Origin of the sequence: Cupriavidus sp. CuC1, assembly GCF_044627735.1 — a bacterium.
GTDB classification, from domain to species: Bacteria; Pseudomonadota; Gammaproteobacteria; order Burkholderiales; family Burkholderiaceae; genus Cupriavidus; species Cupriavidus ulmosensis.
The window spans coordinates 70,999-81,898 of record NZ_JBIUHC010000026.1 but is presented as its reverse complement, the minus strand read 5'-3'; the positions used below and the strand labels follow the sequence as shown (position 1 = coordinate 81,898).

General features: G+C 66.0%; 8 protein-coding genes and 1 pseudogene. 3 read left to right on the top strand and 6 right to left on the bottom strand.

The window, feature by feature from the left end; all coding sequences use genetic code 11:
- Nucleotides 1-1,198: 1,198 nt before the first annotated feature.
- Nucleotides 1,199-1,970 (bottom strand): annotated as a pseudogene (locus tag ACGLHR_RS14105) (NYN domain-containing protein); the annotation flags it as partial.
- A gap of 327 nt (nucleotides 1,971-2,297) precedes the next feature.
- Between ACGLHR_RS14105 and ACGLHR_RS14100 the strand changes: the two are divergent.
- A complete protein-coding gene (locus ACGLHR_RS14100; RefSeq protein WP_400094558.1) occupies nucleotides 2,298-5,891 on the top strand; it encodes an indolepyruvate ferredoxin oxidoreductase family protein in 3,594 nt (1,197 codons plus the stop codon).
- 85 nt (nucleotides 5,892-5,976) lie between these two features.
- Here the strand turns inward: ACGLHR_RS14100 and ACGLHR_RS14095 are convergent, their stop codons facing one another.
- The 5 genes from ACGLHR_RS14095 to ACGLHR_RS14075 form a co-directional block, all read right to left on the bottom strand.
- Nucleotides 5,977-6,426, bottom strand: coding sequence for a hypothetical protein (locus ACGLHR_RS14095; protein ID WP_400094556.1), 450 nt, complete (start codon nucleotides 6,424-6,426; stop codon nucleotides 5,977-5,979).
- 45 nt (nucleotides 6,427-6,471) lie between these two features.
- Nucleotides 6,472-7,014 (bottom strand): DUF4166 domain-containing protein, encoded by a 543-nt coding sequence (locus ACGLHR_RS14090; protein ID WP_400094555.1) that lies wholly within the window; start codon nucleotides 7,012-7,014, stop codon nucleotides 6,472-6,474.
- Nucleotides 7,011-8,522 (bottom strand): TIGR01777 family oxidoreductase, encoded by a 1,512-nt coding sequence (locus tag ACGLHR_RS14085; RefSeq protein WP_400094553.1) that lies wholly within the window; start codon nucleotides 8,520-8,522, stop codon nucleotides 7,011-7,013. Before ACGLHR_RS14085 ends, ACGLHR_RS14090 begins: the two co-directional genes overlap by 4 nt.
- A 93-nt stretch (nucleotides 8,523-8,615) precedes the next feature.
- Nucleotides 8,616-9,164: a GbsR/MarR family transcriptional regulator gene (locus tag ACGLHR_RS14080; RefSeq protein ID WP_400094551.1), complete on the bottom strand. Its 549-nt coding sequence runs from the start codon at nucleotides 9,162-9,164 to the stop codon at nucleotides 8,616-8,618.
- Between the two features lie 78 nt (nucleotides 9,165-9,242).
- Nucleotides 9,243-9,857 carry an HD domain-containing protein gene (locus tag ACGLHR_RS14075; RefSeq protein WP_400094550.1) on the bottom strand — a complete coding sequence of 205 codons (615 nt, stop codon included), beginning with the start codon at nucleotides 9,855-9,857 and terminating at the stop codon, nucleotides 9,243-9,245.
- Nucleotides 9,858-9,987: 130 nt separating this feature from the next.
- Here ACGLHR_RS14075 and ACGLHR_RS14070 point away from each other — a divergent pair, with 130 nt between their 5' ends.
- Together ACGLHR_RS14070 and ACGLHR_RS14065 are read left to right on the top strand one after the other, a co-directional pair.
- Nucleotides 9,988-10,407 carry a GNAT family acetyltransferase gene (locus ACGLHR_RS14070; RefSeq protein WP_318236137.1) on the top strand — a complete coding sequence of 140 codons (420 nt, stop codon included), beginning with the start codon at nucleotides 9,988-9,990 and terminating at the stop codon, nucleotides 10,405-10,407.
- 27 nt (nucleotides 10,408-10,434) lie between these two features.
- The gene (locus tag ACGLHR_RS14065; RefSeq protein ID WP_400094548.1) at nucleotides 10,435-10,848 is read left to right on the top strand and encodes a VOC family protein; all 414 of its coding nucleotides are present in this window, start codon (nucleotides 10,435-10,437) and stop codon (nucleotides 10,846-10,848) included.
- Nucleotides 10,849-10,900 lie beyond the last annotated feature (52 nt).

Sequence of the window (10,900 nt, the reverse complement as noted above, 5' to 3'; positions counted from 1 at the left end):
GCTTCAGCAAATCCGCGTGTAGACAGAAACTGGAACCCGGGAATCACGACAAGTGCCTGTCGCAAAAGGGGAAACTCACCCAGGCGGCTGGTGAACTTCGGGTTAGTCATGCGGCCCGGCGGCGCAAGCTGCTGAAATGCAAAACGGCACCTTGCGGCGCCGTTTTGCATTCTGACGAGTGTGGCTTATTCAGCGGCCTTCGCCGTCTTCTTCGGAGCCCGCTTGGCCGGTGCCGCGGCTGCCTTCTTGGCCGCGGGCGCAGCCTTTTTGGCGGGAGCGGCGGCTTTCTTGGCCGGCAAGGCAGCCTTCTTGGCGGCTACAGCGGTCTTCTTTGCCGGTGCTTCCGCTTTCTTGGCGGGTGCTTCAGCCTTCTTGACCGGAGCGGCTGTCTTCTTGGCGGGCGCAGCGGTCTTCTTGGCGCGGGCCGGGGCCTTGGCCTTTACCTCAACCGCGGGCTCGACCGGCTCGGCAACTTCGACGGCTTCGACGGCTTCGATCGCTTCGATGGCTTCCACTACCGGAGCGACTTCGACGACCTCGGCAATATCAACGGCTTCCTCGACCGGAGCCACCTCGACGACCTCGACGACCTCGACGGCTTCGATGGCTTCGACCACCGGCGCCACCACGGTAGAGGACGGCGCCACGAAGATCGAGCTGTCGATCGGCCACGGGATCTCGCTCAGCGTGACCTCGGGCTTGGGCGGCTTGCGGCGGCGGCCATTCGATTCGCCGTTGTCGCCGGCATCGCTGTCGTCTTGCTCGTCGAACGACTCCGCGCCATTGGAGGCCTGCTCCACGCGCTCCAGCACGTCCATCGGATCCACCACGAACGACGGGGCGGTTTCGCTAACGGGAGCCGGGGGGGCAAATTCGGGCACCGGTGCGGGCTGGACAGGCAGTGCGGACTGCTGCGCACGCTCCGGCCGCGAGCCCTGCTGCTGAGGGAAAGGCTGGCGATCGCCGCCACGCCGCTTGTTGCGGCGATTCTCACGCCGCTCGCGGTTGTCACGGTTCTCGCGGTTCTCGCGGTTCTCACCCTGAGGGCTTTCAGCCTGGGGCATCTCGCCCTGACGGATCTCAGCCTGACGATTCTCGCCTTGGCGGCTCTCGCCCTGACGGCTCTCGCCTTGGCGATTCTCGGGCTGACGGTTCTCAGCCTGGCGGTCGTCGCCCTGACGGGGCTCGGCTTCACCGGACTTCGAACGGCGCTTCAGGCGCACCCACAGCGTCTTGTTGTTGTTGCCGTTGCGGGTCTCGACTTCGAACAGGCCCGTGGCAGCAACCAGCTCGGAGAGCTTGCCGTAGCCGTAGTTGCGCGAGTCGAACTCCGGTGCCTGCTTGGCGATATGGTTGCCCATGCCACCGAGCGTGGCCCAGCCTTCTTCGTCCGAGACCGCCTGCGAGGCGCTTTGCAGCAGGCGCACCAGGCGCGAATCCTGGCGCAGCTCGCCGCTGTTGCGCTTGCGCGCGGGCGCGGCGGCGCCGTCGGCTTCCGTATCGGTGTCGGCGTCGGCGTCGCTGCGCAGCACGTCGGCAAAGATGAACTTGTCGCAGGCCGTGACGAAGGGCTTGGGCGTCTTGCGTTCGCCAAAGCCGTACACGGTCAGGCCCTGCTCGCGGATCCGCGAGGCCAGGCGGGTGAAATCGCTGTCGCTGGAGACAATGCAGAAGCCATCGAAGCGGCCCGTGTACAGCAGGTCCATCGCGTCGATGATCATCGCGCTGTCGGTGGCGTTCTTGCCGACCGTGTAGCGGAACTGCTGGATCGGCTGGATGGAGTGCGACAAAAGGCGCTCCTTCCAGCCGGCGAGGTTGGGCTTGGTCCAGTCGCCATAGATCCGCTTGACGGCGGCTACGCCGTACTTGGCGACTTCGGCCAGCAGGCCTTCGACGATGGCGGGCGCCGCGTTGTCGGCGTCGATCAGCACAGCCAGGGTCGCAGTGCCCTGGCGGGTGGAAATAGTCATGTTGGGTCCTGGAGGCCGGTCGGCCTCGGATGGGGCGGGTTGCACCGGGGCGCAATCCCTGAAGATATGGCGCACGGTCCGCATCTGCCCGTTTGTTGCGTAAACCTGTTTGCAACGCAGTGTACACGCGAAGCGTGTCCATACGGGAAAGCACGCCTCTCGCGGGCGCGCTTTTTGCTGCAACGCAAGGTGCCGCGCCCTCCGGCGCGGTGCTACCATGCGCCAACGAGACACGGCCGTTTTCCGCCTTCACAAGAGGCGGCGCACGGTCGCCCACAACTGAAGTAAGTCGGTGATCCCGACTGCATGCCCCAAAGAGGAGCACCTATGAATGCCCCCCTGACCCCTCCGGTCAGCGACGCCATCCGCCGCGCGCTCGCAAACGTTTCCCTGGAAGACAAATACACGCTGGAGCGTGGCCGCGTTTATATCAGCGGCACGCAGGCGCTGGTACGCCTGCCGATGCTGCAGCGCGAGCGCGACCGCGCCGCCGGCCTTAACACGGCCGGATTTATCTCTGGTTACCGCGGCTCGCCGCTAGGCTCGCTGGACCAGTCGCTATGGAAGGCCAAGCAGCATCTGGCCGCGCACGACATCGTGTTCCAGGCGGGATTGAATGAAGACCTGGCTGCCACCTCCGTATGGGGCTCGCAGCAGGTGAACATGTATCCGGACGCCAAGTTCGAAGGCGTGTTCGGCATGTGGTACGGCAAGGGCCCGGGCGTGGACCGCACGAGCGACGTCTTCAAGCACGCCAACTCGGCCGGCTCCTCCAAGCACGGCGGCGTGCTGGTGCTGGCGGGCGACGACCACGCCGCCAAATCATCCACGCTGGCGCACCAGTCCGAGCACATCTTCAAGGCCTGCGGCCTGCCAGTGCTCTATCCCTCGAACGTGCAGGAATATCTCGACTACGGCCTGCACGCCTGGGCCATGAGCCGGTATTCCGGACTGTGGGTGTCGATGAAGTGCGTGACCGACGTGGTGGAATCGTCGGCCTCCGTGGAACTCGATCCGCACCGCGTGGAGATCGTGCTGCCCCAGGATTTCATCCTGCCGCCGGGCGGCCTCAATATCCGCTGGCCGGATCCGCCGCTGGAACAGGAAGCGCGCCTGCTCGACTACAAGTGGTACGCCGGCCTGGCCTATGTGCGTGCCAACAAGATCGACCGCATCGAGATCGATTCGCCGCATGCCCGCTTCGGCATCATGACCGGCGGCAAGGCCTATCTCGACACGCGCCAGGCGCTGGCCAACCTGGGCCTGGACGATGAGACCTGCGCGCGCATCGGCATCCGCCTGTACAAGGTGGGCTGCGTGTGGCCGCTGGAAGCGCACGGCGCGCGCGCCTTTGCCGAAGGCCTGCAGGAAATCCTGGTGGTCGAGGAAAAGCGCCAGATCATGGAGTACGCGCTCAAGGAAGAGCTCTACAACTGGCGCGACGACGTGCGCCCCAAGGTCTACGGCAAATTCGACGAAAAGGACAACGCGGGCGGCGAATGGTCGATCCCGCAGAGCAACTGGCTGCTGCCGGCGCACTATGAACTGTCGCCCGCCATCATTGCCCGCGCCATCGCCACGCGGCTCGACAAGTTCGAGCTGCCCGCCGACGTGCGCGCGCGCATTGCCGCGCGTATCGCAGTGATCGAGGCCAAGGAAAAGGCCATGGCCGTGCCACGGGTGGCGGCCGAGCGCAAGCCCTGGTTCTGCTCGGGCTGCCCGCACAACACATCCACCAACGTGCCCGAAGGCTCGCGCGCGCTGGCCGGCATCGGCTGCCACTACATGACGGTGTGGATGGACCGCAGCACCAGCACCTTCAGCCAGATGGGCGGCGAAGGCGTGGCATGGATCGGGCAGGCGCCCTTCGCCGGCGACAAGCATGTGTTCGCCAACCTGGGCGACGGCACCTACTTCCACTCTGGCCTGCTGGCGATCCGCGCGTCGATCGCGGCCAATGTCAACATCACCTACAAGATCCTCTACAACGACGCGGTCGCCATGACCGGCGGCCAGCCGATCGACGGCAAGCTGTCGGTGCAGGACGTGGCCTTCCAGGTGGCGGCCGAAGGCGCGAAGAAGATCGTCGTCGTCACCGACGAGCCGGAAAAATACAGCGCCGCCATCAAGCTGCCGCAAGGCGTGGAAGTGCATCACCGCGACGAGCTCGACAAGATCCAGCGCGAGCTGCGCGAGATCCCCGGCGCCACCGTCCTGATCTACGACCAGACCTGCGCCACCGAGAAGCGCCGGCGCCGCAAGCGCGGCACCTACCCCGATCCGGCCAAGCGCGCCTTCATCAACGACGCGGTCTGCGAAGGCTGCGGCGATTGCTCGGTGAAGTCGAACTGCCTGTCGGTGGAGCCGCTGGAAACGGAGCTTGGCACCAAGCGCCAGATCAACCAGTCGTCCTGCAACAAGGACTTCTCCTGTGTCAACGGCTTCTGCCCCAGCTTTGTCACGGCCGAAGGCGCGCAGGTGAAGAAGCCCGAGCGCCACGGCGTGTCGATGGACAACCTGCCGGCCTTGCCGCAACCGGCGCTGCCCGGCCTTGAGCATCCCTACGGCGTGCTGGTCACGGGCGTGGGCGGCACCGGCGTGGTCACCATCGGCGGCCTGCTCGGCATGGCGGCGCACCTGGAAAACAAGGGCGTGACCGTGCTCGACATGGCCGGCCTGGCGCAAAAGGGCGGCGCGGTGCTCTCGCACGTGCAGATTGCCGCGCACCCGGACCAGCTCCACGCCACCCGCATCGCGATGGGCGAAGCGGACCTGGTGATTGGCTGCGACGCGATCGTCAGCGCCACCGACGATGTCATCTCCAAGACCCAGGTAGGCCGCACGCGCGCCATCGTCAACACGGCACAGACGCCCACCGCGGAGTTCATCAAGAACCCCAAGTGGCAGTTCCCCGGCCTGTCGGCGGAACAGGATGTGCGCAATGCGGTGGGCGAAGCCTGCGACTTCATCAACGCCAGCGGCCTGGCCGTGGCGCTGATCGGCGACGCCATCTTCACCAATCCGCTGGTGCTGGGCTATGCCTGGCAGAAAGGCTGGCTGCCGCTATCGCTGGATGCGCTGGTGCGCGCCATCGAGCTCAACGGCACGGCGGTGGAAAAGAACAAGGCCGCCTTCGACTGGGGCCGCCACATGGCGCACGATCCGGAGCACGTGCTGTCGCTCACCGGCAAGCTGCGCAGCACCGCCGAAGGCGCCGACGTGGTCAAGCTGCCCACCTCCTCCGGCGCCCTGCTGGAGAAGCTGATCGCACACCGCGCCGAGCACCTCAAGGCCTACCAGGATAGCGCCTACGCCCAAACCTTCCGCGACGCCGTGAACCGCGTGCGCGCGGCGGAAAGCACGCTGGTCGGCAGCGGCAAGCCGCTCCCGCTGACGGAGGCCGTGGCGCGCAATCTCGCCAAGCTGATGGCCTACAAGGACGAGTACGAAGTCGCGCGGCTCTATACCGACCCGATCTTCCTCGACAAGCTGCGCAACCAGTTCGAAGGCGAGCCCGGCCGCGACTACCAGCTCAGCTTCTGGCTCGCGCCGCCGCTACTGGCCAAGCGCGATGAAAAGGGGCATCTGCTCAAGCGCCGCTTCGGCCCGTCCACGATGAAGCTCTTCGGCGTTCTTGCCAAGCTCAAAGGCCTGCGCGGCGGCATGTTCGATGTGTTCGGAAAGACGGCCGAGCGTCGCACCGAACGCGCGCTGATCGGCGAGTATCGTGCGTTGCTGGACGAGCTGACGAGCGGCCTGAGCGCAGCCAACCATGCAACCGCGATCACGCTGGCCAGCCTGCCCGACGACATTCGCGGCTTCGGGCACGTCAAGGAAGACAACCTTGCGAAGGTGCGTACGCGCTGGGCGGCGCTGCTTGAGCAGTTCCGGCATCCGCAGACGGCGCAGCAGGTGGCTTGATTTGCGAGGTGGTACCAGGCGCTGCCGTGAGGCCGTGCCCGTCGAACGCGAAAGCGGCGGCTCCGAGCAGGGGCCGCTGCTTTTTTTATTGGCGCTGCATGCGGGCATCGTCCCACGCATGACGGTGCTTCAACGCAAACAACGTCATTGCCCAGAAGGGCACCCACCAAGACAGATCGCTGAACAACACGAACAGCCCGCTCTTCCATGCGAACACGCCGGTCAGCGCGCCGTGCAAGAACCCCAGCGGCCCGAGCGTCTTGCCCACCAGCCCCACCACCACCAGCGGCCAGTAACGCAACATGTCCTGCGCCGCAATCCAGTAACCCAGCGCATAGACGCCCACCATCATGCCGATGCATTGAATCATCGCATCGGGCGTAGCCGGCATGCCGAGCCAGTCGAAGATCTGCGCGGGCCACAGGCTCAGCACCACCGCATAGAGCAGGTTGTAGATTGCAGCGAGCCGCAGCACCACAGGCATCCAGGCTGGCACGGCGGCAAGCGCGGTGCGCGCGGTCGGTACGGATTTCATAAGCGTCTCTCCAGACAAAGATCAAGTACTCAGGTATTCAGGTATTCAAAGATCGGGTTCGCAAATCGCCAGTACGCCGTCGTAGCGCAGCAGGTAGCCAAGACGCGGCATCCAGATCCGTACGTCACAGCAATAGCGATGGCCATCGAGCGCGCGCTCGATGGCCAGCACGCGCAGCCATGGCAGCGGCATGCCGAGCAGGCTGACGCGACGGCTGGCCTGCCGCAGCCGGCCCGCGCCATCGACGCGCGTGTCCAGCGCAAGGGCAAGCGGGCCCATGCGCTCGGTTACCAGCCCGGCGCGCGCGCCTTCCATGCGGCTGGCCACAAGCTTGCCGCCGATCTGCCGATGCCACTGTTCTCCCGCAGCAAGCGGCATGATGGCGACGCGCGTGGGTGCCGCCTGCGCGGGCCGCGGGAGCGCCGACAGATGCAGCAGCGCGCGCAACCAGCGCCGCTGGCTCCAGCGCACGCGCAGCGTGCCCGTCAATTGGATGCCTTGCGCGCGATGCACGCGCTGCAGCACCGGCGGCAGATCGGCAAAGCCGGCGCCCAGCATGATTTCGTAAATGCCCGTGCGTGCGGTCATGAGCGCACCCGCCCGGCGCCGAGCAGGTCTGCCAGCGCCAGTAGCAACGTGGGGAAGCGAAACGCGTAGCCCTCCTGCTGCAAACGCGCCGGCGCTACGCGCAAGCCGTCGAGCAGCAGCGTGGCCTGCTCGCCCAGAGCCAGCCGCATCGGCCATGCCGGCGTGGGCATGAAGGCGGGCCGGCGCAGCAGCGCCGCCGCCGCGCGCACAAACCCGGCCTGGCTCGGGGTTTCCGGCGCCACCAGGTTGTAGGTGGCGACAGCTTCCATGGCGGATGCCACGGCATCGCCGCGGCACAGCCAGGCGATCACCCCGAGCACGTCGTCGATGTGTACCCAGCTCTGCGCTTGCCGGCCGCTCCCCATCGGGCCGCCGAAGCCGAGCCATACCGGCATCAGCATGGCGGGCAGCGCGCCTTGATGGCCGTAGACCACGCCGAGGCGCAGGATGGCTAAGGGGATGCCGAGCGGCGTCACGGTGCGCGCAGCGTCTTCCCATTGCTGGCACAACTGCGAGGCAAAGATGTCCTGCGGGGCGCTAGCCTCGGTGCGCTGGCTCAGGTCGTCGTCGCCCTGGATGCCGTAGTAGCCCACCGCCGAGCCGTTGATCAGCAGGCGCGGCCGGTGCACGGCCCCCGCCAGCCACGCGGCGAGCGCGCGGGTGGTGCCCACGCGGCTTTCCACCAGGCTGCGCTTGCGCGCGGCGCTCCAGCGCGGGCCCAGGATGGGTGCGCCGGCGAGGTTGACCACCACATCGAAGTGCACAGCCGGATCGATCTGCGCCAGGGAGCCGACGCAAGCAGCGCGGCCGTCGAATAGCTGGGCCGCCACGCGGGGGTTACGCGCCCAGATCGTCACGCGATGGCCATTGGCCAGCAGTGCCCGCACCAGCGCCTGGCCGATAAAACCGGTGCCGCCGGTCAGCAGGAACGATTGCGCGCGCCGGGCCGGATCGGCGCCGGTGAAATCGAACGACGGCGTAGCGCCGGCGCGGGCAGCCAGCGCGCGGCTCGCCAGCGCGTCGCGCACGCCAGACGCGGCCACGCCCAGCGCGAACACGCTCAGCACCCAGCTTTGCCAGCCGAGCGGATTGAGGTGCAGGCCCGATGGCAGTTGCCACCAGGCTTGCGAATGCCAGGCCAGCAAGCCAAAGATCACGCCGCCGTTGATGGCCAGCACGGTATGCGTCACCCGCTCGCTCGGCGGCAGGCTGCGGGTCTGGTCTTCCACCACGAAGTCGCGCAGCGTCAGCAGGATCTCGATGGCGACGATGGCCCATAGCGGCACCAGCCAGGCGCCGCCCCAGGCAAACCACGCCAGGCCGCCAAACAGCACGCCGTACAGCACCGCCCGGATCGCGTGCAGGCGCAGCTCCGGCGCGGCGTTGTGCTGCTGCGGCAAGGCGCAGCGCAGTTCATGATGCCAGACGGTATCGAAGGCACCCATCAATCCCTGCACGATCAACAGGTTGAGGATGACGGTGTAGAGCGCGCCGTTGGTCGGATCCATCTCAAGCATCCTTATTTACATTAATTTCTGTCTTAAGAGAAATATCGAGTCAAAAAAAGCGGCCACCGTGGCGGCCTGCTTTTCATGCCTGTGCTATTTGCCGGCTTCGCGGACGCGCTGGTCGCCACGCACCAGCTTCTGGATGCGCGCGCCGAGCTTCATCACCTTGACCAGGGTATCGGGCGAGAGGCGCAGCATTTCGTCGCCCCAGCTACCCAGCGTTTCCATCAGCTGCAAGGTGGCGATGATGCGCTTCTGCACTTCCTTGCTCTCCTTGGCGAACGCGGGATTGTTCACGCACTCGTGCAAGGCGTCGATGGTGGGATCGAACTCGCGCTGCTTGCGCTCGCGCACCACGGTGCGGAACAGCTCCCACACATCGGTGATGGTCTCGAAGTGATCGCGCCGGTCGCCCATCATGTGCACGGTGCGGATCAGCTTCCAGTTCTGGAGTTCCTTGAGGCTGTTGCTGACGTTGGAACGCGCCACATTGAGCGTGTCGGCGATCTCCTCGGCCGGCAGCGGGTGCTCGGAAAGGAATAGCAGGGCGTGAATCTGCGCGACGGTGCGATTGACGCCCCACTTAGAGCCCATTTCGCCCCAGTGCAGGACGAAGCGTTGTGCGACCGGTTGAAGTTCCATGCGTGACAGTTTATCTGTTCGGAAATTTCCGTCAAGACAGAAATGCACCTTCCGGTCGGCAACTTGCTGCGACGCGGTTCAGGCCGGCTGCGCCAGCGTGCTTTCGTTCTCCTTCACGTACATGGAGTTGCGCGGACGCGCAAACACGCGCTGCACCATCGGCTCGAAGAAGGACAGCGGCAGCGTGTCGTAGTCCTGCATGAAGGCCGCGCCGTCGTACTTGGCGCAGAACTCCGCGGTGCGATCGAACAGCTCGGGCTGGTCGCGGAATTGCTCGCGCAGGTTGCGGTCCAGGCCCAGGTGATGGAAGAAATAGTAGCCTTGGAACACGCCATGCTTCTCCACCATCCACAGGTTCTCCGGGCTGACGAAGGGCTTGAGGATGGCGGCGGCGATGTCCGGATGGTTGAAGCTGCCAAGCGTGTCGCCGATATCGTGCAACAGGGCGCACACCACGTACTCCTCGTCGCGCCCGTCGCGGTGGGCGAGCGTGGCGGTCTGCAGGCAGTGGGTCAGGCGGTCGATGGGAAAGCCGCCGCAGTCGCCGTCGAGCAGCCGGAGGTGATCGAGCACGCGGTCTGCCAGCGCCTGCGCGAAGGGCATGAACTCGGCGGATATCGCCGCCCAGTCCTCGCGCGTGCCTTGTTCCATGTGGCTGAAGGTGGCGCGGGCGTGCGTGGTCGTTTCGTTCATCGTGGGTCTCCGTGCAGGGTGAGCCTGCTTGTTTTGATGGGGATGAGCGGCGATTCTGGCACAGGTTTCACGGCTACACTGTCAAGGACTTAACATTGCTGCCGCCGCATGCCGCGGCGCATCAATCCGCATGCAGATCCGCCCTTACCTGGCCGCCGACGAGGCCGCCATCATCGACCTCTGGCAAGCCTGCGGCCTGACGCGGCCGTGGAACGACCCGAAGAAAGACATTGCCCGCAAGCTGACCGAGCAGCCCGAGCTGTTCCTGGTGGGCGAAGTGGATGGCCGCCCAATGGCATCGGCCATGGTCGGCTTTGACGGCCATCGCGGCTGGGTCTACTACCTGGCGGTGCATCCCGAGCACCAGCGCCGCGATCACGGCCGCCGCCTGATGGCGCACGCCGAGCAGTTGCTGATCGAGCGCGGCTGCCCGAAGATCAACCTGCTGGTGCGCACCGGCAACAGCAAGGTCATCGATTTCTACCGCAGCCTCGGGTACGCGCAGGACGAGGTGGTCAGCCTGGGCAAGCGGCTGATTCCGGATATCTGAGCGCTGGAAGCGCTGGGAGTTATGGCCATGTTCCGCATCCTCGGCATCGATCACCTGGTCCTGCGTACCGGCAACGTGACGGCACTCATGCGCTTCTATGTGGACGTGCTTGGCTGCAGCGTCGAACGGGTACAGGCGGAATTCGGCCTGATCCAGTTGCGCGCGGGCAGCGGGCTGATCGACCTGGTAGCGCTGGACGGCCCGCTGGGCCGCGCCGGCGGCGCCGGGCCGGGCAGGGAAGGCCGCAACCTCGACCACTTCTGCCTGCGCCTTGATCCGTTCGATGCCGATGCGATCGGCGCCCACTTGCGTGCGCACGGCGCGGAGCCGGGCCCGGTGGAGATGCGCTTCGGCGCCGAAGGCAAAGGCCCGTCGATCTACGTGCACGACCCGGACGGCAATATGGTGGAGCTGAAAGGGCCGCCCACGGGCAAGGGATAGCGGCCTATATGGATAGCGGCCAAACCATGTGACGCAAAGCAGGCATTCCGCC

Excerpts from the sequence above, each read along its gene's own strand:
- ACGLHR_RS14100 (WP_400094558.1), top strand. The coding sequence starts at position 2,298 with ATGAATGCCCCCCTGACCCCTCCGGTCAGCGACGCCATCCGCCGCGCG.
- ACGLHR_RS14090 (WP_400094555.1), bottom strand. The coding sequence starts at position 7,014 with ATGACCGCACGCACGGGCATTTACGAAATCATGCTGGGCGCCGGCTTT.
- ACGLHR_RS14075 (WP_400094550.1), bottom strand. The coding sequence starts at position 9,857 with ATGAACGAAACGACCACGCACGCCCGCGCCACCTTCAGCCACATGGAA.
- ACGLHR_RS14080 (WP_400094551.1), bottom strand. The coding sequence starts at position 9,164 with ATGGAACTTCAACCGGTCGCACAACGCTTCGTCCTGCACTGGGGCGAA.
- ACGLHR_RS14095 (WP_400094556.1), bottom strand. The coding sequence starts at position 6,426 with ATGAAATCCGTACCGACCGCGCGCACCGCGCTTGCCGCCGTGCCAGCC.
- ACGLHR_RS14070 (WP_318236137.1), top strand. The coding sequence starts at position 9,988 with ATGCAGATCCGCCCTTACCTGGCCGCCGACGAGGCCGCCATCATCGAC.
- ACGLHR_RS14085 (WP_400094553.1), bottom strand. The coding sequence starts at position 8,522 with ATGGATCCGACCAACGGCGCGCTCTACACCGTCATCCTCAACCTGTTG.
- ACGLHR_RS14065 (WP_400094548.1), top strand. The coding sequence starts at position 10,435 with ATGTTCCGCATCCTCGGCATCGATCACCTGGTCCTGCGTACCGGCAAC.